The organism is Halobellus ordinarius (genome assembly GCF_031823395.1).
Taxonomy (GTDB): Archaea; Halobacteriota; Halobacteria; order Halobacteriales; family Haloferacaceae; genus Haloquadratum; species Haloquadratum ordinarius.
Genome location: NZ_JAVQKJ010000003.1, coordinates 198,690 through 221,887, shown reverse-complemented (window position 1 = coordinate 221,887; position 23,198 = coordinate 198,690). Strand labels below are relative to the sequence as shown.

Sequence of the window (23,198 nt, the reverse complement as noted above, 5' to 3'; positions counted from 1 at the left end):
GATGCTCGACTCTTTGATTGCCGAACTTCGAGATCGCGAGCATCAGTTCACCATCTACCGGAGTGGTACCCAACCCGAAATCGAAGCGTGGCTCGCAGACCACGGCGTCGCCGTTGAGTCTCGCTCACTGCCACCTGGGGGTCCGGAGCCGTACCTCGAAATCGAAACCGCCGGCGAGGTCGTGGGGATCATCGGGATCGACGCGATCGAGGGGCTGGTTGAACCGCCGATCCGCCGCCCTGGCGACAGAGACGGGATCTCCGAGGGCTACCGGGTGCTCTTTGACGTCCTCGAGCAGACGGTGGTTTCCGGGATGCACCGCCGCGAACTCCTCGCGGTCAGCCGGGAGATCGAAGACCGCGCCTATCGCGTGGGGGAGGGAACGCTGCGGGTGAGTCTCCAGACCCTCTCGACGTTCAGGTCCCAGATAGACCTCTATCGGACACTCGCAGCGGAAACAACGCTGGATATCCACATCTACGGCCGCGACGATTGGACCCCACCAACGACCACTGGGGTCAGCTATCACACTGAGGAGGCCGAACGGTTCGAACCCTACTGGGCTCTCGCGTACGACGGCGGGCCGACTGACAGCCAAGCCTGCGGGCTGGTCGCCCGAGAGCACTCGAACGGCTACACTGGATTCTGGATGAATGATCCAGCGCTTGTCGAGGAGGTCGTCACGGCGCTTACCGCAGGGGGAGCCGGCTCCAGAGAGGCGGATGCTGGCTTCTAACTGTACTGGGATGCTGGCTTCTAGCCGTACTGCCTACACGCTCCGTATTCAACACGCGGTTTGTCTCAGTCGCGAAGGGATTCGACAGGGTCACAGATTCGTCCATTCGTCCGATCCGACACGACGTCCGGCAACTGACTGGGCCGTCGTGCGACCGCCGACCGTCGTTCAGGCTAACCGTTCGGCTGCCAGGTCCGCACCCTCGACGAGCGCTTCGAGTTTCTTCCAGGCGATCGCCGGATGGACCGCGTTCGCGCCCTCGACGACCGTCTCGAAGCCGCAGTCCGCGCCGGCGACGATCCGCTCGGGGTCACCGACCGCGTCGGCGAACCGTTCGAGGCGGTCGGCGACGACCTCCGGGTGTTCGACGATGTTCGTCTTCACGTCGATCACGCCCGGGATCAGGCGCCAGTCGTCCGGGAGCGGATGTTCCGCGAAGGTGCGGTACTCGTGTTGGTGCCGGGGGTTCGCTCCCTCGACCACCAGGCCGCCGACCTCGGCCTCGTAGAACGCGCCGATCACCTCGTCGAGTTCGACGTCCCGATGGTGTGGTCCCGGATAGTTCCCCCAGCAGCCGTGGAGGCGGATCTGTTCGTCCGGGATATCGGAGATAGCCCGGTTCAGCGCCTCGATGTGCGTCCGCACGCGCTCGCGGAACTCGTCGACCGAGTCGTCCTTGTACGTGAGCGTAAAGCCCGCCAGCAGGTCGGGCGCGTCGATCTGGAGGATCGCCCCCGTCTCGGCGATCACTTCGTACTCGGTCTGGAGTGCGTCCGCGAGATCGAAGAGGTACGCCTCGTCGGAGTCGTGGTAGGCCGTCTCCGTGAACCGAAGGACGGCCCCCGGCGACGGGGCCGTATGGAAGCGCCTCGGGAATTCGACGTCCTCGGCCGCGACTGCCTCGTCGAACCGGGACAGTTCCCGGCGGAGCGCGTCCTCGCCGACGTACTCGATTGGTTCCTGTGCGACGGGACCGCCGATGTTCTCCGTATCGCCCAGGAGCTCCTCGGCGTAGTCCGGGAAGTCATCGAGGTCCGAGGGCCACTCGCGCTCGACGGTCCCCTCGCCGAACCCGCGGAGACGGTTGGTGACGTCGACCGAGTAGGCGATCCGGCTCTGCTCGCCGTCGTTGGCGATGTCGATACCGACCTCGGCCTGCCGGCGGACCACGTCCCGGATCGACTCGGCGACGGCCGCCTCGAACGCGGCGCCGTCCCGGTCGTCCGAGTCGGTCAAAAGAGCGCGAAGCCGCTCGGAGCGCGGAAGGCTCCCGACGTGGGTGGTCTCGATCGTGAGTTCGGCCATTGATCGTGTCCAGACGGCCGGGTCACAAAGTGGTGTCGGAGGCAGCCCTCACCAGTGAAGCCACACGAGAAGTGCGAACCCGATCGCGAGGGCGGTCGGAACGAGCATCACCAGTACTTCGGCGCGGGCCAGTGTTTCTACCGAGACCAGTGCGGCGAGGTCGGACAGGAGCCACAGACTGACGGCAAAGATGATCACCCCGACAGCGGCGACAATCGTTTTGTTCTTCATAACACGCGGATCGATGGCCGCGATTGCGGCGCGGCGATTGTAAGCGTTGCTCCGGTCGAGGTGGGACATTCACCGCCCCGGCGACAACCAGCGTACGGACCCCACAACGGGTCCCGCGCGAACGTCGACGACCACCCCAATTATTTGTCGGGTTCCGGAATATGGGACGTATGCGCCACCGAACAGGCAGGTCGCAGACGATATGCTCCCCGTACATCGACTCGAAGCGGGCCAGGCGGGGAACTCGGACGGGAGGAAACGCAGATGGGTGAGTGGACCGGGTACAGGGGCGGCCCGACACGGACTGCCGCAGTCGCCGATGGCCGGCCCGTTCGAGACGCCCACTCCGGAGAGCGGTGGGCCGTCGGACTGGCCGGCGGCGACGTGCTCTCGAACGGGATTCGGGTCGCAGACGGACAGGTGTACGTCGGCCGGACCGACGGCCTCTCGGTGCTCGACGCCGCGACTGGCCAGCAGGTGTGGCGGTACACGGAGGCCGCGCCAGCGTGTGGGTTCTTCGTGGACTCGGTCGAATACGAGGACGACGACAGGTACGTCGTCCTCGCGACCCCGGACGGCGTTGTCCAACTGAAGGCGACACCCAGGGGGACTCGCCCGTACACAGTCGATTCTACGGTCGACTGCGAGATCGACGCCGACATCGGGGCCGGGGGCGCGCTCTGCAACCCACCGGAGGCCGGGTGTTACTACGTGACGACCGGGGTGGAGGGCGAGCGCGACCTCAGAGCCGTCCAGTACGAGGTCCACCCCGACGACCCGGTGATATGGGCACCCGATCTCGACGGCTCCGTCGTCCCGCCGCTCAGCGCGGACTACCGGTCGCTCGTCTCGTCGAAGATTCCGTCGTCGAACGTCTACATCGCCACGAGCGAGCAGTTTCCCGAACACATGGCGGACACCGTCACCATCACGGAGGGCGTGGGGGCGCTCGACCCCGCGTACGAGATCCCGATCCACTTCGATCTGTCGCCGCCGATCGTCCCGACGTCCGCGGGCATCTACATCTGGGACTGCGTGGCGGACTCGACGGTACTGTACGAAGAACAGAGTTACCAGCGGATCGAACTGGGCCCCGACGGCGCGTTCGAGAGTGCCGGCATCAGCGACTACTTGCCGGACGCGCCGCCGGTCGTCACGGACGACGGCATCTACTGCACCGCAGAGCACGGCGCGAAGCTGACCGCCACGACGCTCGAGGGGGCGCTCCGTTGGGAGACCGAGATTCCGGGTCGGTCCCGCGATGTGACCGGTCCCGTCGCCGTCGGCGACGTGGTCTATCTCGGGACCGAGAACAGACTCCTGGGCTACGATACGGCTCGGAATCGGGTCGTCGACCGGCGGTTCGACTCGCAGATCACGGCCCTCGCAGGGGCAGCCACCGGCGTCTACGTCGGGACGGAGGGGGCCGTCTACGCCTTGACCGACACGGAGACGAGCGTATACGACGGGGCAGACTGAGCCGAGGAACCGCGGTCCGGCAGCGCTCCACCCCGCCCATCCCCACTTCAGCGGGAGATATCGAGTAAGTGGATACGTTTCCACGTCCGGATCGTCGTAACGGGTCTGGAACGCAAATCGCAATACGGCGTTTTCGCCCCGTTCCCAAAAACCTAACTCAGTCGAAATAGTTCCTCCCAGTAGCGAGTATGTGTCGGGAAATGAATCGGGAGCCTGCATGGGTGGCGGCGATCCGGCTTGCGATGCTCACGGGGCGCGTCGACGTCGATGCCGTCATCGAGGAAGCGAACCTGGTCGAGGGGCGGGAACGGACCGTCCGCGACGTGCTGTCCACGCTCGCGGAACGTGGGGTGTTACGGGCGGCCGGCGACGGCACGTACCGGCCGGGTGAGACTCTGTTGAACTCCAATCGGTACAACCTGGACTTCGAGAAGGCCTCCGACGGGGGCGCCCACCGCTGGAAGTCCTCGGTATAGTCCGGCCGGTCGTGGGTACTTGCCACCGATCCGCGCGTGGGACATAGCGTAAACTATGTATGAACTACGGGATATGGGAGACTATGGGCAATCTAACCGATACGAAAGTCTCCGAGAAGAACCTGACGACGGTCCCCAAGCCCGTCCGGAACTTCCTCGACGTCGGCGCCGGCGATCGCATCGAGTGGCACGTCGAGGACGGCCGGATCATCGTCGAAAAACTCGAGCCCGAAAGCGAGTGAGCGAGTCGCCGAACCAGACACGACCGCGTTCGCTCGCCGTCGGGTCCCGACGCAAAATTGCGCCGCTCATCGACTACGGCAGATCCGTCGGCTCGTCGATATCGTGGCGAACTCCCTCGTCCGACACTGCCACGCACGCGCTGTCGTCGCTCTCAAGCAGGATTTTGCGCCCGCCGACGTCGCCCTCGACGTCGGTGAGGTCGGCGAAGAAGCGACGATCGAACAGGACCGGGTTACCGCGAACGCCGTCGTAGGCGGCCGCGAGGGCGTCGCCGACGCCGGCCTCGTAGGCGGCGACGAGCGCCTCGACAGTCGCGGGGTCGACGAACGGCATATCTCCGAGAGCGAGTACTGCAGCGTCGACACTCGTCGATCGGTCTTCGAGGGCAGTGATCCCGACGCGCACCGACGAGGACTGTCCCTGCGCGTACGCGGGATTGGGGACCGTCTCGACGTCGAGTCCGCCCAGCGCGGCAGTCACGTCCTCGGCGTCGTGGCCGACGACCGCGACGATCGGATCGACGCCTGCGTCGACGAGTGTCCGCGCCGCGTGCCGGACCAGCGCGTCGCCGTCGACGGTCGCGAGCAGTTTGTTCCGGTCGCCGAAGCGATCGCTCGTGCCCGCGGCGAGGAGAACACCCCCGACGCGGGCGTGGTCACCTCCCTTCCGTTCTTCGAACGGCGGCGCGACGATCGGCAGCCCCTCGTCGGTCGTCGCGTGATCGGGGCCCTCGTCGGTCGTCGCGTGATCGGGGCCCTCGTCGGTCGTCGCGTGATCGGGGCCCTCGTCGGTCGTCGCGTGATCGGGGCCCTCGTCGGTCGTCGCGTGATCGGGCCCCTCGCTCATCGCCGAGTTGGCGACCGGGTCGCCACTGTCCGGATCATCGTTCCACGACGGGATAGGGGACCACCTCGACCGTCTCGTCGCGATCGACGCCGGATTCGGTGAGCACGAAGCCGTCCGCCCGAGTCGCGCGGGTGCTCGACGAGAGGACGCTCGGATCGAAGGCCGTCTCGTAGACCGAAAGCTGCGAGTCCGCGTGCCCGAGGGGCATCGCCGTCCCGTCGTCGAGCGTGACCGGGATGGCGTACGCGAACCCGGGGGTCGTGATGTCCACGTCCCGAGCCATCTCCGCGTCGATCGTCGACAGCGACGCGGTGCCCGTGAAGAAGGGACGGGCGACGAGCGACGTGACCGCGTGGGCGCCGACGGGCTTGCCGGGGATCGCGAAGGCGACCGCGTCGTGGGCTTCGAGTTCCGCGACCGCGATCGGTTTGCCGGGGCGGAGCCGCACGCGGTGGAAGAGCACCTCGCCGAGCGACTCCAGCGCCCGGATCACGTAGTCCTTGTCGCCGACGCTCGTCCCGCCGGTCGTCACGACCACGTCGTACTCGCGGGCCAGTTCCTCGATCCTTGACTCGACGCGGTCGTACTCGTCCGGAACGGTCCCCTCGTAGGTGGCGTCGTGGCCCCACGACCGGACAAGTCCCGCGAGCATCGGCGAGTCGAGGTCCGTGTGTCGCCCCTCGTGGATCTCCGTGCCGGTCGCAAGCAGGCCGACGTCGAACCGCTCGCGGACCGTGACGCGCTCGATACCGAGATCACCCAGGAGGATCGCGTCCTTCGGGCCGAGCCGCTCGCCGGCCGCAAACAGCCGTTCGCCCTCGGCGACGTTGCTCCCGCGCTCGTAGACGTACGTCCCGGGGTCGAGGTCGGTCCCGGTGAGTTGCCCGTCCTCGACCGAGGCTTCCTCGCGTTTGAGCACCGCGTTCGCCGACGGCGGGAGCGGCGCGCCGGTCGCGATCCGGACCGCCTCCCCGGACTCGATCCTCGGCGGATCGTCCTCCGGGAACACGTCGGCCTCGACAACCGAAAGCGGGTACTCCTCGGTCGCGTCGAACGCGAACCCGTCCATCGTCGAGTGGCTCCACGCCGGGACGTCGGTCGGCGCGTCGATCGGTTCCGCGAGGGCACGCCCGGCGATCTCGCCGAGGCCGACAGTCTCGGTCCCTAAGCGTGGTAACCACCGGTCACGGAGTTCCTGCACCCGCTGGGCGCCGTCGTCCCAGCCGATCAGATCGTCGTGGTCGTGGCCGCCCGCGCCGGTCATCGCCGCGCACCCGTCGTGTCAGTCGGTCGCACCGAGCCAATAACACAAACATTTATTGGGGATCTATCTGTAACCATCGTACGCGTTAATAGTGTGCACATAGTGCAGTCACTTAAAAGATAGCGACCGACGATCGACTGACCGGACACAGCGACACACAACACAACGATGGAATTTGACGGAGAATTCGAGTTAGACGGCGTACCGCCCGAGAAAGCCTGGATCGTCCTCTCGGACCCGATGGCGGTCCGGGACTCCCTGAAGGGGTGTCGATACATCACCCCGATGGACGACGACTTCAACTTCGACGAGTACGAGCCCGAAGAGGACGTCGAGATGCTGCCGGACGCGGATCCGGAGACGGTCGCCGACCGCGCGTTCGTCGAGGGCCAGAAGTACGCGGCCCTGATGCAGGTCGGAGTCGGTAGCGTGAAGCCGCGGTTCGAGACGACGGTCACGATCGACGAGCGCGACGACGAGAACTTCAAGATGGTCGCCTCCGGGGGCGGCGACGCCTCAGGGAGCAGTTTCAGTATGAACTCCGGAATGACCATCTACCCGACGGAGGACGGTGAGAGTTCCAGAATCGAGTGGTGGACCGAAGCGGACATCTCCGGACGGATCGCACAGCTCGGGTCGCGGGTGATCAAGCCGGTCGCCAACAAGATTGTGAACAACTTCTTCAGCAGTATCGAAAAGCAGATGACAGACGTCGACGAGACCAGCTCCGGCGTCACAGACCGGATTCGAGGAATGCTATGAAAGCCGCACCGTTCGAACACCACGAACCCGAGACGGTGGAAAAGGCGGTGAGCCTGCTGGAAAGCCTCCACGAGCCGACGATCATCGCCGGGGGCCAGAGCCTCGTGCCGATGCTGCGGTTCCGACTCGCCCGCCCGGACACGGTCGTCGACATCAACGGCATCGACGCACTCGACTACCTCGAGGAGGAAGACGGCTACCTCAAGATGGGCGCGCTCGCCCGGCACGCCGACGTCGAGGACGCCGACGTGATCGACGAAGACGACTACGGGAGCTTCGCCGACGCGGCGCCGCTGATCGCGGACCCGCAGATCCGCAACCGCGGCACCATCGTCGGCTCGATGGCGCAGGCCGACCCGAAGGGCGACTGGGGCAGCGTCCTCATCGCCCACGACGGCGAGGTCGTCGCCCGCGGCCCGGACGGCGAACGCGTCATCCCGGCGGACGAACTGTTCCTGCTGCCGTACGACACCTCCCTCGGGGAGAACGAACTCATCACCGAGGCGCGGGTCCCGACTCCCGCAGCCCACGAGGGCAGCGCGTACCACAAGCTGAAGCGCAAGACCGGCGACTACGCGATGGTCGGCGTCGCGGCCCGGCTGATCCTCGACGACGAGGGGCGGATCGAGGACGCCGGCATCGGGATGACTGCGGTCGACATCACCAACGCGCGCGCCGCGGAGGCAGAAGCACATCTCGAAGGTGAACGGCCGAGCGCCGACCTCTTCGAGAAAGCCGGGGAACTCGCCGCCGAGGAGTCGAACCCCGAATCAGACGAACACGGCGACGCCTCGTACAAGGAACGAATGGTAGACGTACTGGCCCAGCGGGCGCTCGGCGACGCCGCCGAACGCGCGGGCGCGGTCAAACGGAGGGTTACACAGTGACAGACGAACGTGAAATCACGCTGACGATAAACGGCACCGAACATTCCGTCGAGGTCGAACCGCGACGACTGCTCGTCCACGTCATCCGCGAGGATCTGGACATGACCGGGACGCACATCGGTTGCGACACCGGCAACTGCGGGGCCTGTACGGTGCTGAAGGACGGCGAACCGATCAAGTCGTGCCTGATGTTCGCCGCCCAGGCGGACGGCAGCGAACTGATGACCGTCGAGGGGATGGAAGAGCTCCCGGAGGCGGAGGGCGAACTCCACCCGCTGCAGGAGGGCTTCCGCGAGGAGCACGGCCTGCAGTGCGGCTACTGTACGCCCGGGATGTTGATGTCCGGCAAGGCACTCCTCGATGAGAACCCCGACCCCGACGAAGCGGAGATCCGCGAGGCGATCAGCGGCAACCTCTGTCGGTGCACCGGCTACCAGAACATCGTCAGTTCGATCGAGTATGCTGCCGAGAAACTCGAGGGCGAGCCGGCGGCCGCCGACGGCGGAACCGTCACCGCAGAACAGCAGTTCGACTGCGGCGTCGAGGACTGCTGTGGCGGCCCGTCGACGGAGTACGACCACCTCGAGGGAGCGGACCCACAGTTCGAGAACGTCGACACGGAGGGAGACACACAATGAGCAGCGAATCCGACAACGTCACCGAACCGGCGGAGTACCAGCACGACGACGATGGCGGGCCGCAGCCGGAGAAACACTGCGGCCACGGCCGCGGCGGAATGGGCGAGGAAGTCACCCGCAAGGAGGACAAACGCTTCATCACCGGCCGCGGCAACTACGTCGACGACATCAAGAAGCCGGGGATGCTCCACTGTGAGATCGTTCGCAGCCCCCACGCACACGCCCGGGTCGAAGACATCGACGGGTCGCGCGCGATGGAACTCGACGGCGTCGTCGCAGTCCTGACCGCCGACGACTTACTGGAGCACGACCTGGCGACGATGCCGACGCTGATGGACGACACCCAGGACGTCCTGGTCAACGACAAGGTGAAATTCCAGTCCCAGGAGGTCGCCGCCGTCATCGCCGAGGACCGCTACACCGCGAAGGACGGCGCCGAGAAGGTCGAAGTCGAGTACGACGTCCTCGAACCGGTCGTCGACGCCGAGGAGGCCCTCGAGAAGGACGCCCCCCTCATCCGCGACGAACTGGACGACCAGGAGGACAACCACATCTTCGATTGGGAGACCGGCGACAAGGAGGCCACCGAAGCGGCGTTTGCGGAGGCGGACGTCACCGTCGAAGAGCAGATGGAGTACCAGCGCCTCCACCCGGCCCCGATCGAGACCTGCGGCGCGGTCGCAGACTGGGATCCCGGGAAGGACAAGATGACGGTCCACATGACCTCCCAGGCGCCGCACGCCCACCGGACCCTGTTCTCGCAGGTGTCGGGCATCCCCGAGCACAAGGTCCGGATCGTGAGCCCGGACGTCGGCGGCGGCTTCGGGAACAAGGTCCCGATCTATCCGGGGTACGTCGTCGCCGCCGCGGCGTCGTACGTCCTCGAACAGCCGGTCAAGTGGATCGAAGAACGCTCCGAGAACATCCAGACCACCGGCTTCGCCCGCGACTACGATATGACGGGCGAGATCGCCGCCACCGAGGACGGCGTGATCCAGGGCGTGAAGGTCGACGTGCTCGCCAACCACGGCGCGTACAACGCGGCGGCCCAGCCCTCGAAGTTCCCGGCCGGCTTCTTCAACATCTTCACCGGCTCCTACGACATCGAGGCGGCCTACGGGTCGCTGACAGGAGTGTTCACCAACACCGCGCCCGGCGGCGTCGCCTACCGGTGTTCGTTCCGCGTCACGGAAGCGGTCTACCTCATCGAGCGGATGGTGAAGGTACTCGCGGACGAACTCGACGTCGATCCCGCGGAGATCCGGCGGCGGAACTTCATCCCCTCGGACGCGTTCCCCTACGAGAGCGCGACCGGGTGGAACTACGACTCCGGCGACTACGAGAAGGCGCTGGACAAGGCCTTAGAGATGGCCGACTACGAGGAGTACCGCGAGGAGCAACGTCGCCGCATCGAGGAGGACGCAGACAAACTCCTCGGGATCGGCATCTCCTCGTTCACCGAAATCGTCGGTGCGGGCCCCGGCAAGCAGTGTGACATCGCCGGGATCGAGATGTTCGACTCCGCGGAGTTGCGGGTGAACCCGACCGGCAGCGCGGTCCTCCGGGTCGGCGTCCAGACGCAGGGTCAGGGTCACGAGACCACCTTCGCCCAGATCGTCGCCGAGGAACTCGGGATGGACGTAGACAACATTACCGTCGAGCACGGCGACACCGACACGGAGCCTTACGGGCTGGGTACGTACGGTTCGCGCTCGACGCCCGTCGCGGGCGCGGCAACCGCAGTCGCCGCCCGGAAGGTTCGTGACAAGGCCAAGTCGATCGCGGCCAACGAACTTGAGGCCGCAGAGGAAGACATCGAGTGGGATCGCGAGTCCGGCGAATTCCACGTCGCTGGCGCGCCCGAGCGCTCGATCACGATCACGGAGATCGCGGCCGGCGCCTATATGAACCACCCCGGAACCGAGGAGCCGGGACTGGAGGCGGTGAACTACTACGACCCGCCGGAGATGACGTACCCGTTCGGGTCCTACATCGTCATCGTCGAAGTCGACCGGGAGACCGGCGAAGTCGACTTCGAGAAGTTCGTCGCGGTCGACGACTGTGGCAACCGCATCAACCCGATGGTCATCGAGGGCCAGATCCACGGCGGTCTCGCACAGGGGATCGGCACCGCGATGATGGAGCACGTCACCTACGACGACAACGGCAACGTCACGGGCGGGGACTTCATGAACTACCTGCTGCCGACGGCCAAGGAGATCCCCAACTTCGAGACGGGCCACACCGTCACGCCGTCGCCGCACCACCCGATCGGCGCGAAGGGCGTCGGCGAATCGCCCACGGTCGGGTCGCCGCCGGCCATCGTCAACGCCGTGGTCGACGCCATGTCCCACGGAGGCGTCTCGCACGTCGAGATGCCGATGACGCCCGACACCGTCTGGGAGAAACTCGACGAGGCCGACCTCGCGATCAAGCCGGCCCAGAACGTCAGTTTCGACTTCGAGGGCGGCAGCGAAGAACCGGCTGACGACTGATAATGACAGTTGTAGTCTCTGCGCGGTGCTCGCCGGTACCAGGGGTAGCGAGCACCGATAAACAGCTACAACAGTCACTGTGAACGGCCGCCGCAGACGCGATCCCCATTTGGGGCGCCGCCACCTATGCTCATCTAGAGATGACACAGAACGAGACTGACGACGACGGAGCGACAGACGACTCTCCTCGACCACCCGACGGCGACATCGCGGGACTCGAACGCGAACTGGCCGAGCGGGGCGAGACGTACGCCCGAATCACGGTCGTTCGCCGGGAGGCCCCGGTGTCGGCCAACGTCGGCGATCGCGCAGTCGTGACTGCCGACGGAACCCTCCACGGCTGGATCGGCGGCGTCGCCTGCGCGCAGACGACAGCGATCAGCCAGGCGACGGAGGCGCTCGCGGACGGCGAACCGCGGCTCGTGGGAATCGCCCCCGACCCCGACGACGTCGCCCGTCCCGGACTGGAGGCCTTCCCGATGCACTGCCACAGCGAGGGCGTCCTCGAACTGTTCATCGAACCGGTGAACACGGCGCCTGCGCTCCTCATCGTCGGCGGATCGCCGATCGCCCGTTCGCTTTCGCGCCTCTCGGCCGAACTCGATATCGACGTGACGGTCGTCGATCCGGACGGCGCCGACGACCTCCCGGTCGAGCGGACGCTCACGACGACCGATCCCGAGACGATCGTCGAGGCAGTCGGCACCGGGCCGCTGGTCGTGGTCGCCTCGGTCGGGCAGTACGACGCCCGCGGCGTCGCCGCCGGCATCCGCGCGGATGCGCCCTACATCGGGCTGGTCGCCAGCAGCGCCCGCAACGAGGAGGTGATCGACCGGGTCGCCGACCGCCTGGAGACGGACAGGGAGTCGGTAGCGGCAGCGGTGACCAATCCAGCGGGGATCGATATTACGGCGCATACGCCGGGCGAAATCGCGACGAGCATTCTCGCGGAAGTCGTCGACGCGCGGGCCGGTTCCGTGGAGGCCGCTCCGCGAGCGGAAGTAACCGGCGCGGATTCGTCGGCTGCCGGCGACGACACCACAACCGCGGCTGACGACGACGCGGTGGAGGAGGCAGTGACTGACGATCACGGCGAAGACGACGGCGAACGCGCGGGGCTCGCGACCGATCCCGTCTGCGGGATGACCGCCGACCCGGAGACCGCCCCGGCGGTCGACCACGGCGGGACGACCTACTACTTCTGCTGTGAGGGCTGTGCCGGCTCGTTCCGGGACGATCCGGAAGCGTATCTCGACGAGGGACAGGGAGTGGTGTCGCCGTGACCCGGAACGCCTTCGAGGGACTGTCGGCGTCGGACCTGCGGTCGCGGTTCGAATCCGCCGACTACGTCGCCGACGACCGAACGGTGACGACAGTCCAGTTGGCGCTCACGATGGGCCGGCCGCTGCTCGTCGAGGGACCGCCGGGCAGCGGGAAGACCGAACTCGGGAAGGTGCTCGCGAAGTCCTTCGACACCGAACTCATCCGGTTGCAGTGCTACGAGGGGCTGACGGCCGAGAACGCGCTCTACGAGTGGAATTACACGAAGCAACTGCTCGCCGTCCAGGCCAACGAGGGAACGGTCGCCGGGGAGTCGACGGCCGGGAGCGGCGATCGGCAGGGGTCGGTGTTCGACGAGGACTTCCTGCTCGAACGGCCGCTGCTCCGGGCGCTGACGGCCGGTAACGGGACGCCGCCGGTTCTCCTCGTCGACGAGATCGACCGGGCAGACGAGGAGTTCGAGGCGTTCCTGCTGGAGATGCTGTCGGACTTCCAGGTGTCGATCCCCGAGTTCGGCACGGTCAGGGCCGAGCAGCCCCCGATCGTCGTCCTCACGTCGAACCGGACGCGTGGTCTCTCGGACGCGCTGAAACGGCGCTGTCTGTACCTCCACGTGGAACCCCCCTCGTTCGAGACCGAATACGAGATCGTCCGGCGGAAGGTGCCCGAACTCGACGTCGCTGTGGCCGCGGAGGTCTGCGCCGTCGTCGATCGGCTGCGCGAGGAGTCGTTCCTCAAACAGCCCGGCGTCTCTGAGACGCTCGATTGGGCGCGGGCGGTCGCACAACTCCGCCACGACGACGAGGACCGATCGCTCTCGACCGAGGAGATCGAACGCACACTGGGCTGTCTGATCAAGGAAGCGGAGGACCTCGACCGGATCGACACCGACCTGCTCGAACAGCTGCGGCTCGCCGCGGCGGCCGCAGAGGACCGACTCGAAGCGTGAAGCCCATATCGGCTCCGGCGCGTAGGGGACGAGTGAACGCTACGGTCCGGAGTGCACGAACCGATGAATGCCGCGAACACCACTGACCAATGACCGGCGACGGGACCCAGGACACACCACGCGCGGACGAGCCGAGAGACGGGCTCGACAGCGATGCAGGCAGCGACGGCGTGCCGGACTTCCCGGCAGCCCGCCGGCATACGCTGATCGAACTCCTCCGACTCGCGGCCGAGCTCCGGAGCGAAGGCGTTTCGATCCCCGCGAACGCGTGTCTCGAATCGGCCCGGTCGCTCGCGGTCGTCGGACTCGGTGACCGCGACAGGGTCGCAGACGCGCTGCGGGCGACGTTGCTCTCGGAGGCGACCGACCGCGACGCGTTCGAGTCGGCGTTTCCGACGTTCTGGCACCGGCTCCGCTCCGGGCTCGACGCTATCGGCACGGATCACGACGGACCGACCGCCGGCGAGGAGGACGACGACGAGCGGGAATTCGGCGGTCCGGAGGACGCCGCAGACGAGGTCCCCGAGAACCTCGAGGACGCGGACACGCCGGATGTCGATCCTGACGGCGACGGGGACGTGGAGGTCCGGATTCCGACGGAGCGGCAGCAGGCGACCGGCGACCGTCCCACAGATACCGGCGACGACGACGCACGACGGTACAGCAGCGTGGGCGGCCGCGAACGGGTCGAGGTCGACACGATGCCGCTGACGAGCGGCGAACGCGCGGCGATCGACCGGTTCGTGGACGCGCTGTCGACGCTTCCGGGGCGACGGCGGCAACGCTCCTCGGCCGGCGACCGCGTGGAAGCCAGGCGAGCGCTCCGGGCGAGCCTGGAAACCGGGGGTGCGCCGATGGATCTCCCGCAGTCCGAACCCGTCCCGAACGAGCTCAGGTGCTGCCTGCTCGTCGACGTCAGCGGCTCCGTCCTCGATACTATCGATCGCAGCGTCCTGCTCTCCTTTGCCGAGGAGTTGCACGACAGCGCCCGTCAGGCCCGGGTGTTCCTGTTCGACACCGAACTGGTCGACGTCACCGAGCAGTTCGCCCGCGCCGGCGGTGATCCGGCAGCGGCACTCCGTGAGGCCGAAGTGGAGTGGGGCGGCGGCACGCAGATCGGCGGCGCCTTCGAGACGCTCCGGCGGCGATACCCGTACGCCGTCGATCGGCGCACGGTCGTGATCGTCGTCAGCGACGGCCTCGACGTCGGCGACCAAGACCTCCTCGCCGACGGGATCACGTGGCTGTCCGGGCGGAGCGACGCCCTCATCTGGCTGAACCCCCTCGCGGTCTCGCCGGAGTTCGAGCCGCGATCCCGCGGGATGTCGACGGTCGAACCGTACATCGACGCCCTGTTCGGCTTCGCGGGGCCGTCTGATCTCGCGGCGGCGGCAAAACAGATCGAACAGCGGGGGCTCGGAGCGAGCGTCGGCTACGAACACGATCCCCGGCGACGCGCCGCAGAACGGAGGACCGAGAGCGATGACTGAGCCGCTCCCGGAGGCCAGGAATCGCCTTCGTTCGGCGCTCTCGCCCGCGACGACCGTAGAGCGGATCACCGTCGGCGATCGGGTGGTGCTCGTCGAGGTGGCGGGGTCGGCGGGGAAGACCGCTGGCCTCGCCCACCGGCCCGAAGGAGAGCCACCGTCCACCGAGCAACTCGACGTGGAACGGCTGTTGGAGGCGGCGACCAGGGACCCCGAGAGCGCGGTCGACCGTCTCGAACGCGCACTCGGGATCGCGGCGATGAACGCGCTGTCGGCGCCGGCGATCGACTGGCAGACCGGCGACCCGATGGCCCTGCTCGACGACGACGTCGACCGGATCGTCACCGTCGGACTGTTCGGCCCCGCCTTCCGGAAGTTCGACGACGTCGAGGTCCGCGTGATCGAGCGCGAACCGCTCGACGACGTCTCGGTGCAGACGCCGGAGGGAGTACGCGTCCGGACGTTCACCCCTGCGGAGACCGACGCGGCGATGGCAGACGCGGAAGTCGTCTTCGTAACGGGATCTGCGTTCATCTACGGCGGCGTCGGACGGTATCTGGCTGCCGCGCCGGCCGACGCGACGGTGATCGTCATCGGCGCGACAGCGTCGTTCCTGCCGGCGCCGCTTTTCGCCGCGGGCGTCGACGTCGTCGCGGGGGCGTCGGTGACCGACGTCGCCAGCGTGCGCGAAGCGGTCGAGGCGGGAGCGTGCGGGACGGATCTGCACGACGCGGGGGTCGCGAAAGTGTACGTCGCCGCCGAACGCACGGCCGGCGTCCGACTCGAAACCACGATCGAAGACGAACCCACAAACCTATGACTCAAAGCGACTGGAGTGTTCCCGAAACGGCGGTCGTACAGCGAATCCGTGACCGACTCGATGCCGACGAAACCGACGTGCTTGCGACAATCGTCGACGTCGAGGGGAACGCCTACCGCAGGCCGGGGGCGAAGATGCTCCTCGACGAGGGCGGGACGGGCGTCGGCAGCATCACCGCCGGCTGTCTCGAGGACGAACTCGTCGCCGTGGGTGAGGAAGTCCGCGAGACCGGCCGCCCCAAACTCGTCACCTACGATCTGATGGAAGACGACGAGGAGGACACGTGGGGGCTGGGCGTCGGCTGCAACGGCATCATCAAGGTACTGCTCGAACCGCTGAACCGGACATATCGGCCGGCCGTCGAGGCGTTCTTCGACGGGCGCGACGTCGGCATCGTCACGGTCCTCGACGGTGAGGGGACCGCATTCGAGCAGGGCGACCGCGCCTACTACCACCCGGCTGACGGAGCGTTGCGGACGCCGGAGGGAGACGCGGCCACCGGGTGGCCGTCGGCGTCACTCAGCGGCCCTGCCGGGGAACTGGCGGAGCGCGGCAGCGCCGACACCGTCACCGTCGACACCGATGACGGCGAGTTGACGGTGTTCATCGACGGACTGGCGGCACCGCCGGAGTTGGTGGTCTTCGGAACCGGGCACGACGTCGGGCCCGTCACCGAGTTCGCGGCGAAGAACGACTTCCGAGTGACCGTGGTCGGCTTCCGCGGCGCGGTCGACCTCGAAGAGCGGTTCCCGGCCGCAGATCGGGTCGTGACGACCGCACCCGGGACCGTCGGGGACGATCTCGACCTCGACGACAGCACGTATGCGGTGGTGATGACCCACAACTTCGTCGACGATCGGCTGACGGTCGAGGCGCTACTGGCGGCGGACGTCCCGTATGTGGGACTGATGGGTCCCCGCGACCGGTTCGAGGAGATGCTCGACGACTTCGAGGCGGAGGGCACCTCCTTCAGTGAGGACGCGCTGTCGTCGTTGTACACGCCGGTTGGCCTCGATCTCGGCGGCGGCTCACCGTTCCAGATCGCCCACAGCATCGTCGCGGAGGCGCTGGCTGTCTCGAACGACCGGACGCCCCAGCATCTCAAATCGCGAGAGGGCGCGATTCACGACCGCGTCGACGTCGACTCCGACGCTGACGCGCCGGCGCAGTAGCTCAGGTCGGATCGACATCGCGAAAAGAGGGTATCGACAGAAAGCGGGACGGAACGTCGGCCGATTCTACATATAGCCGAGGTCGCGGAGCCGTTCCATCAGGTCCTCTTTGTCCTGGGCGCGGCCCGCGCGCTCGGTCGTGTTCTCGATGTCCTGCAGCCACGCCGGTTCCTCGGTGGTCTTGTCGGTAGAGACCTCGCTGCCGAGCGAGCGGAAGCCGGCGAAGTACTTGGGCGAGATCGGGATGTCGGCCATCGTCAGGCCGTTCGGCAGATCGTCGGCGCTCTCCGGGACGTAGCCCTCCTCGGGGTACCCCTCGACGGTCTCCGGCACCACGAAGTTCCAGAAGGCCTCCCAGACCGCCGCCTCGTCGAACTGGAGGATGGGCTGGATGCGGTCGTGCGGCGGGTAGATGTCGGGGTCGTGCCGCGGCGAGAAGAACGTCTCGTCGGCGCGGGCCTCCTGTTCGTCCCAGCGGACGCCGGAGATGACGCCGTCGATGTCGTATTCCTCTAAGGCGTCGTTGAGTGCGACCGTCTTCAGCAGGTGGTTGCCGACGTAGGTGTCGAGCAGGAACGGGAAGGTGTCCTCCTCGTATTCCAGCAGGTTGCGGATGTGGTGCTGATTGTGCTCAGAGAGCTCCGAGACGGGGATATCGTCGCCGGGTTCGAGGTCGTGTTCGTCGACGTAGCTGCCCACGTCCTCGTTGCGGGCGTAGACGACGTCGAGGTCCCACTCCTCGGCCCAGTGATCGACAAAGTCGTGGATCTCATCGAAGTGCTGGAAGTGGTCGATGAAGACCGCCGGCGGCGTCTCCAGGTCGTACTTCTCTGCGACCTCCTTGATGAAGTACAGCGTGAGCGTCGAGTCCTTGCCGCCGGTCCACATCACGGCCGGGTTCTTGTACTGTTCGAGACCGCGTTTCGTGACCGCGATCGCCTTCTCGATCTTGTCCTGGATCGAGGGGTAATCTTCGGGGTTCTCGCCTTCACCGTCGGTGTAATCGACGTCGAGGTAGTCGGGGAAGTCGTCTGGCATTGTGTAATTATATCTAATTACCGGAGAGTAAATGTCTTTTGCAATAGCGCGGCCCCAAGACGAATATAACAGCTATCACTATATTGTGAGATAGTAAAACATACAATACGTACAGTAAAGAGGATTTAGGTCGTGATCAAAGGTATTTAGGACTATATTACCCGGAATTCTATTAAATGCGTTTTATATTCTATTCACCAAGTATTAATATTTTATTTACATATCTATTTTGAGATTATGGGTGCATAGATATCCTACCGCGTTTTCTCGGAGCGGGCCACAGGGGATAGCGAAGTCAGCGGGTGGCGAATTCGCACACCAGAGGATCACTCACTCCGCTGGCTTCCCGTTGGCTCCCATCATCAAGTACTAATATATACGATGGTGTCGTTTTGTGCGTGTCTACGAGATGTGTCGCCTGTGGTGGAAATCCACACCAGCAGAGACTGACTGAGTACTCCCGACGAACCCAGCACCGACACACATGAGCCTCACTATCGACGAAATCGAGACAGTATCGTTCACATATCCTGTCGACGACGCCAGGATGGACCCAAGCGCGGGGAAACTGATGTACTCGCCGGGCGAGACCTACGAGCGGACGGCCCACGGCGTCCGAATTACCACGGAGAACGGGCTCCGAGGGGAGTATATCGGCGCTACGGGCGTCGGGTTGACGCAGATCGATCTCTGTGCGGAGTACCTCCTCGGCAGGAACCCGCTGAAACGCGAGAAACACTGGGACGCGATGCAGCAGATCCTCCGGAAGTACGACCAGATGGGCCTGGGACCGATCGATATCGCGCTGTGGGACCTCGCCGGCAAGTACTACGACGCGCCGATCCACGAACTGCTCGGGACGTACCGGGAGCGCCTGCCTGCGTACGCGTCGACGTATTTCGCCGAACGCGGCCGCGGCTTCGACTCGCCGGAAGCGTTCGCGGACTTCGCCGAAACGTGCCTCGATCACGGCTATCCGGCGTTCAAGACGCACACCTGGAGTGACGAAGCCCCTTCTGATATCCAACAGGAGATAGAACTGATCCGCGCAGTCGGCGAGCGCGTCGGCGACCGGATGCAGTTGATGCACGACCCGGTCTGCTCGTACGAGACGTTCGCCGATGCCGTCAGGGTCGGACGGGAGTGCGACAAATACGATTATTTCTGGTACGAGGATCCGTTCAAGGACGGTGGACGCTCCCAACACGCCCACAAACGACTGGCGCAGCGGATCGATACGCCGCTCCTGCAGACCGAACTCGTCCGGGGACTGGAACCGACAGTTGACTTCCTCGCGAGCGGGGGGACCGATTTCGCCCGAGCGGACCCCGACTGGGACGGCGGTATCACCGGAGCAATGAAACTCGCTCGCGCCGCAGAGGGGCACGGACTCGATATCGAGTATCACCTCGCCGGACCGGCCCAGCGGCACTGTATGGCTGCGACACGAAATTCGAACTACTACGAACTCGGACTGGTACATCCGGACTCTCCGCTCCCCCACACGGAAGCGCCCATCTATCAGGGCGGGTACACGGACCGGATCGATTCGATCGACGAGGACGGTACCGTCGGCGTCCCGGAGGGGCCGGGACTCGGTGTCGAGTACGACTGGGAGTACGTACGAGAAAACGAGACTGGAAAGACCGTATACAGCCGATAAGGGTCCGCTGAAAAAAGCTGCCGCTGAGCCTCAAATATACAGATGGATCACCGCATAGCCGACCCAGACGGCGACCAACCCGAGTAGATACGGGACAATGGCCCGCGCAACCCTGATGTAGTCCAACTCGGCGATCCCGCTGATGATGTAGAGGTTCAGCCCGTACGGCGGGGTGATGAAGCCGACGGTGTCGCCCATTATGAAGATCATTCCCCAGATGACGGGCCCCCGGCACCCCTCGATATGTTCGGGTAATCTGTGGTCGAAGTCCTTGTTTTCGGACCGAACTGGGCTGATATTGATGGACCGAACGAGGCCGATGTTGAGGGACCGCAACGTCGGCAGGCGCATCAAGAAGGCCCCGACGCCGAGGAAGTCGTACATCAGGTCAAACTTTGGCGAGTTCCCGATCGATGCATTCCCAACTTTGACAGATCACTGATGAATTATCACTGACTGATTTTTTGACCGGCGATTTACTAGCAGCTGATTCATATGAGCAAAGGTATTAATAGTATCATTCTGGAACAGGGGAGTGATGAAGACGACCGCCATCGTGATGGACGAGCCAGGATCAGTTTCCGAACGCGAGATCGAGCTCCCGGACCCGGGACCGGACGATGTTCTCCTCCGTGTGGAACTCTCCGGCATCTGCGGGACGGACGTGCACATGTACAACGGCGGAATGGACCTCGAGTTCCCTGTTATTCCGGGACACGAGTTCGCCGGTGAGATAGAACACGTCGGCGAGAACGTCGAAGAAGATTCGAAGGGGGCCGAAATCGAGGTGGGCGACAACCTGGCCGTGGTGCCCGCGATGCCGGGCGGCAGCGACGACTGGTATGCCCGGAATATGCCGGGGCGACCGCGATTGAGCAAGAATCCTGATCGGTTCGGCTTCGACAACGTCGGCAAGCAGTACACCGGCGGAATGAGCAAATACAACGTACTGCCGTCCAAAGCGGCGTACTACAAACTGCCGGACGATATGGACGGCGAACTCGGTGCGCTGGTCGAACCGCTGTCGGTCGGAATGCACGCGTTCGAACGGTCGATGCAACCCGGGCTGCCGCATATGCGTGAAGGGTTCGGTGTCGGCCGGAGCGTCGCAGTACAGGGTGCAGGACCCATCGGACTGTTCGCGATCTGTTCGGCAAAGGCCGCCGGTGCGGGGCAGATCATCGCGATCGACGCGCTGGAGGAGCGTTTGGACCTGGCCGAACAGTTCGGCGCGACGGACCTGATCGACCTGACAGAGTACGACGGGGACGAACTCGTCACAGCCGTCAAAGAACTCACGAACGGAAACGTCGGCCCGGATGTCGTGATCGAAGCGGCGGGTGTGCCACAGGCGGTCGAGCAGGGGCTGGAACTCCCCCACGACGGCGGTACGTACGTCGAAGCCGGTCACTTCGCCTACAACGGCGAGAGCGAGATCAATCCGACACGGATCGTTCAAAAGGAGCTGAACATCTACGGGAGCCTGGCGTATCCGCCGACGCAGTTCGAGTCGGCGATCGAACTGATGGACCAACTGAAAGACGAGGTGCCGTTCAGGAAGCTCTTCAATTTCAAAACGACGCTGGACGACGCGGAGGAGGCGTACAAGGCACAGGAGTCGGGCGAAGCGTACCGCGCCACGATACATCCGCACGGAATCTAACGCGGCGCAAAGGAGTCCCGCTTTCAGACAGAAGTCCCGTCCGCGGACCCGCTTGGACGGACTGCTGCAGTCTCGTACCGCTGCTTACAGCACCGGATCGTGTGACCCGGACACCGACACAGCAGTCCTCTCACCGCAGGACGCTGTCGGCTACGCGTTCGTTCCCTCGTGGAAGCCAACCAGCTTCTCCCGGCTGAAGTGTTCGGTGGCGTATTTGATCCCCTCCTTTCCCATCCCGCTGTCTTTGAATCCGCCGTAGGGCATATGATCGGTCCGGTACCCGCTGACGGTGTTGATGTTGACTCCACCGGCGTCGATTCGGTCCGCCGCCCGCTTGGCCCGGTCGATATCCTGCGTGAACAGGCCCGCTTCCAGCCCGTACTCGGTGTTGTTTGCCTCTTCGATCGCCGCCTCGAAGTCGGGGACCGGGATCACCGGAATCACCGGACCGAACACCTCCTGTGTCGCTGCTGGCATCTCCGGTGTGACATCGGAGAGGACCGTGGGTTCGAAAACGCGGTCGCCGAGGTCCCCGCCGTACCGGCCACCGTATTCGACCGTCGCCCCCTGTTCGACGGTCTCCTCGAACAGGTCGACGGTACTCTCGAATTCGTCGTCGTTCACCATCGCGCCGATATCGGTCGCAGCGTCGTGTGGATCACCGACTGAAACGTCCGCGACGGAGTCGACCAGCGCCGCCACGAACTCCGCTTCGATTTCCTCCGCGACGAGGACGCGCTCGACGCTGTTGCAGACCTGACCGGCGTTGGAACAGGCGCCACCGACGACCTGTTCTGCGGCCCACTCGAGGTCGGTGTCGTGCCAGACGATCGTCGGATCGTTGCCGCCGAGTTCCAGGGTGAGCTCTTTCATCCCGCTGTTGTTGGCGAGGTGTTTCCCGACGGCAGTGGAGCCGGTAAACGATATCGCTTCGACCGCGTCGTGTTCGAGGAACGCGTCGCCGACAGTCGATCCGCTGCCGGTTACGACGTTGATCAGCCCGTCGGGAGCCCCAACCTCCTCTGCGGCTTCGTCGAGACACTCGAAGAGTGCTATCGAGGAAAGCGGCGTGTCGGTCGCCGGCTTCCCGACGACGGCATTCCCCGCTGCTAGCGCGGGACCGACCTTGTGAGCCATCAACATAATCGGGAAATTGAACGGGGTAATCGCGGCGACGACACCCAGCGGTTCGCGCTGGGTGAAACAGTGATCTCGGGGAGTCCCTTTCTGCGGATCCATCGGAACGTACTCTCCGAACTGCCGCTTTGCTTCCTCGGCCGACAGCCGCAGCGTCTGTGCAGTTCTGTCGACCTCGTTTCTGGCCTCCGTGATCGGTTTCCCCTCTTCGCTCGTGACGATCTGGGCGAGTTCTTCGAGGCGGGTTTCCACGCGATCCGCGGCCGTCGAGAGTAGTTCGTAGCGCTCGTACGCCGAGAGCGTAGAAGTCTCGACAGCGGCAGCAGCCGCGTCGATGGCGCCGACGACACGGGCTTTCTCGACGACTGGGACGGACCCGACGACAGTGTTCCGATACGGGTGACGAACGTCCGTTCGATCCTCGGCGCCGCTCCATTCACCGTCGACAAGGATGTCTTTGTCTAACCGATCGAGTTGGTCTACCGACATAGGAACAGTCGGCACCTTATCGGATTTAAAATTTTCCCTGAATCCGCTATAGTAGCGTTCGCAACTGATTGCTCATCTGATCGCACGACTGCGTGCGATCGTATGAGCGAAGATTTGCGAACGCTACTATAGCACTC

The 23,198-nt window shown here is 65.2% G+C and carries 22 protein-coding genes; 15 read left to right on the top strand and 7 right to left on the bottom strand.

The annotated features are described in order from the left end of the window. Position 1 precedes the first annotated feature (1 nt). Positions 2 to 736, top strand: coding sequence for a DICT sensory domain-containing protein (locus tag RJT48_RS04530; protein ID WP_311171055.1), 735 nt, complete (start codon positions 2 to 4; stop codon positions 734 to 736). A 168-nt stretch (positions 737 to 904) separates the two neighbouring features. Here the strand turns inward: RJT48_RS04530 and RJT48_RS04525 are convergent, their stop codons facing one another. Together RJT48_RS04525 and RJT48_RS04520 are read right to left on the bottom strand one after the other, a co-directional pair. Next, entirely contained in the window at positions 905 to 2,041 is a 1,137-nt protein-coding gene (locus RJT48_RS04525; RefSeq protein ID WP_311171054.1) for a cobalamin-independent methionine synthase II family protein, read from the bottom strand. A gap of 48 nt (positions 2,042 to 2,089) precedes the next feature. Next, the gene (locus tag RJT48_RS04520; RefSeq protein ID WP_311171053.1) at positions 2,090 to 2,341 is read right to left on the bottom strand and encodes a hypothetical protein; all 252 of its coding nucleotides are present in this window, start codon (positions 2,339 to 2,341) and stop codon (positions 2,090 to 2,092) included. Between the two features lie 195 nt (positions 2,342 to 2,536). Here RJT48_RS04520 and RJT48_RS04515 point away from each other — a divergent pair, with 195 nt between their 5' ends. From RJT48_RS04515 to RJT48_RS04505, 3 genes are all read left to right on the top strand, one after another. After that, positions 2,537 to 3,751: an outer membrane protein assembly factor BamB family protein gene (locus RJT48_RS04515; RefSeq protein WP_311171052.1), complete on the top strand. Its 1,215-nt coding sequence runs from the start codon at positions 2,537 to 2,539 to the stop codon at positions 3,749 to 3,751. A gap of 200 nt (positions 3,752 to 3,951) precedes the next feature. Further along, the gene (locus RJT48_RS04510) at positions 3,952 to 4,227 is read left to right on the top strand and encodes a hypothetical protein (RefSeq protein WP_311171051.1); all 276 of its coding nucleotides are present in this window, start codon (positions 3,952 to 3,954) and stop codon (positions 4,225 to 4,227) included. Positions 4,228 to 4,310: 83 nt separating this feature from the next. Beyond that, positions 4,311 to 4,469 (top strand): AbrB/MazE/SpoVT family DNA-binding domain-containing protein, encoded by a 159-nt coding sequence (locus RJT48_RS04505; RefSeq protein WP_311171050.1) that lies wholly within the window; start codon positions 4,311 to 4,313, stop codon positions 4,467 to 4,469. A 73-nt stretch (positions 4,470 to 4,542) separates the two neighbouring features. Here RJT48_RS04505 and RJT48_RS04500 read toward each other — a convergent pair whose 3' ends face one another. Together RJT48_RS04500 and RJT48_RS04495 are read right to left on the bottom strand one after the other, a co-directional pair. Continuing rightward, positions 4,543 to 5,316 (bottom strand): nucleotidyltransferase family protein, encoded by a 774-nt coding sequence (locus RJT48_RS04500; protein WP_311171049.1) that lies wholly within the window; start codon positions 5,314 to 5,316, stop codon positions 4,543 to 4,545. A gap of 34 nt (positions 5,317 to 5,350) precedes the next feature. After that, positions 5,351 to 6,580: a molybdopterin molybdotransferase MoeA gene (locus tag RJT48_RS04495; protein WP_311171048.1), complete on the bottom strand. Its 1,230-nt coding sequence runs from the start codon at positions 6,578 to 6,580 to the stop codon at positions 5,351 to 5,353. Positions 6,581 to 6,748: 168 nt separating this feature from the next. Here RJT48_RS04495 and RJT48_RS04490 point away from each other — a divergent pair, with 168 nt between their 5' ends. The 9 genes from RJT48_RS04490 to RJT48_RS04450 all read left to right on the top strand — a co-directional run bounded on the left by RJT48_RS04490 (position 6,749) and on the right by RJT48_RS04450 (position 17,071). Further along, on the top strand, positions 6,749 to 7,342 hold the full coding sequence (locus RJT48_RS04490; RefSeq protein WP_311171047.1) for an SRPBCC family protein: 594 nt from the start codon (positions 6,749 to 6,751) through the stop codon (positions 7,340 to 7,342). Further along, entirely contained in the window at positions 7,339 to 8,229 is an 891-nt protein-coding gene (locus RJT48_RS04485) for an FAD binding domain-containing protein (RefSeq protein ID WP_311171046.1), read from the top strand. Before RJT48_RS04490 ends, RJT48_RS04485 begins: the two co-directional genes overlap by 4 nt. Continuing rightward, positions 8,226 to 8,867 carry a (2Fe-2S)-binding protein gene (locus tag RJT48_RS04480; RefSeq protein ID WP_311171045.1) on the top strand — a complete coding sequence of 214 codons (642 nt, stop codon included), beginning with the start codon at positions 8,226 to 8,228 and terminating at the stop codon, positions 8,865 to 8,867. The genes RJT48_RS04485 and RJT48_RS04480 overlap by 4 nt, the downstream gene beginning before the upstream one ends. Next, positions 8,864 to 11,362, top strand: coding sequence for an aerobic carbon-monoxide dehydrogenase large subunit (locus RJT48_RS04475; protein ID WP_311171044.1), 2,499 nt, complete (start codon positions 8,864 to 8,866; stop codon positions 11,360 to 11,362). Before RJT48_RS04480 ends, RJT48_RS04475 begins: the two co-directional genes overlap by 4 nt. Positions 11,363 to 11,502: 140 nt before the next feature. Beyond that, the gene (locus tag RJT48_RS04470; RefSeq protein WP_311171043.1) at positions 11,503 to 12,645 is read left to right on the top strand and encodes an XdhC family protein; all 1,143 of its coding nucleotides are present in this window, start codon (positions 11,503 to 11,505) and stop codon (positions 12,643 to 12,645) included. Further along, complete coding sequence (locus RJT48_RS04465; protein ID WP_311171042.1) at positions 12,642 to 13,592, top strand: AAA family ATPase; 951 nt, start codon at positions 12,642 to 12,644, stop codon at positions 13,590 to 13,592. The genes RJT48_RS04470 and RJT48_RS04465 overlap by 4 nt, the downstream gene beginning before the upstream one ends. 89 nt (positions 13,593 to 13,681) lie before the next feature. Then, entirely contained in the window at positions 13,682 to 15,082 is a 1,401-nt protein-coding gene (locus RJT48_RS04460) for a VWA domain-containing protein (protein WP_311171041.1), read from the top strand. Then, positions 15,075 to 15,899: a Rossmann-like domain-containing protein gene (locus RJT48_RS04455; RefSeq protein ID WP_311171040.1), complete on the top strand. Its 825-nt coding sequence runs from the start codon at positions 15,075 to 15,077 to the stop codon at positions 15,897 to 15,899. The genes RJT48_RS04460 and RJT48_RS04455 overlap by 8 nt, the downstream gene beginning before the upstream one ends. Then, complete coding sequence (locus RJT48_RS04450) at positions 15,896 to 17,071, top strand: XdhC family protein (RefSeq protein ID WP_311171039.1); 1,176 nt, start codon at positions 15,896 to 15,898, stop codon at positions 17,069 to 17,071. Before RJT48_RS04455 ends, RJT48_RS04450 begins: the two co-directional genes overlap by 4 nt. Positions 17,072 to 17,137: 66 nt before the next feature. Here RJT48_RS04450 and RJT48_RS04445 read toward each other — a convergent pair whose 3' ends face one another. Next, positions 17,138 to 18,109: a phosphoadenosine phosphosulfate reductase family protein gene (locus RJT48_RS04445; RefSeq protein ID WP_311171038.1), complete on the bottom strand. Its 972-nt coding sequence runs from the start codon at positions 18,107 to 18,109 to the stop codon at positions 17,138 to 17,140. Positions 18,110 to 18,593: 484 nt separating this feature from the next. Between RJT48_RS04445 and RJT48_RS04440 the strand changes: the two genes are divergently transcribed. Beyond that, positions 18,594 to 19,772, top strand: a complete 1,179-nt coding sequence (locus tag RJT48_RS04440) for an enolase C-terminal domain-like protein (RefSeq protein ID WP_311171037.1) — start codon at positions 18,594 to 18,596, stop codon at positions 19,770 to 19,772. A gap of 30 nt (positions 19,773 to 19,802) precedes the next feature. On the opposite strand, the gene RJT48_RS04435 is transcribed toward RJT48_RS04440, so the two are convergent. Then, complete coding sequence (locus RJT48_RS04435; protein ID WP_311171036.1) at positions 19,803 to 20,156, bottom strand: TRAP transporter large permease subunit; 354 nt, start codon at positions 20,154 to 20,156, stop codon at positions 19,803 to 19,805. A gap of 154 nt (positions 20,157 to 20,310) precedes the next feature. Here RJT48_RS04435 and RJT48_RS04430 point away from each other — a divergent pair, with 154 nt between their 5' ends. Further along, entirely contained in the window at positions 20,311 to 21,435 is a 1,125-nt protein-coding gene (locus RJT48_RS04430) for a zinc-dependent alcohol dehydrogenase (protein WP_311171035.1), read from the top strand. 150 nt (positions 21,436 to 21,585) lie between these two features. Here the strand turns inward: RJT48_RS04430 and RJT48_RS04425 are convergent, their stop codons facing one another. After that, the gene (locus RJT48_RS04425; RefSeq protein ID WP_311171034.1) at positions 21,586 to 23,061 is read right to left on the bottom strand and encodes an aldehyde dehydrogenase family protein; all 1,476 of its coding nucleotides are present in this window, start codon (positions 23,059 to 23,061) and stop codon (positions 21,586 to 21,588) included. Positions 23,062 to 23,198 lie beyond the last annotated feature (137 nt).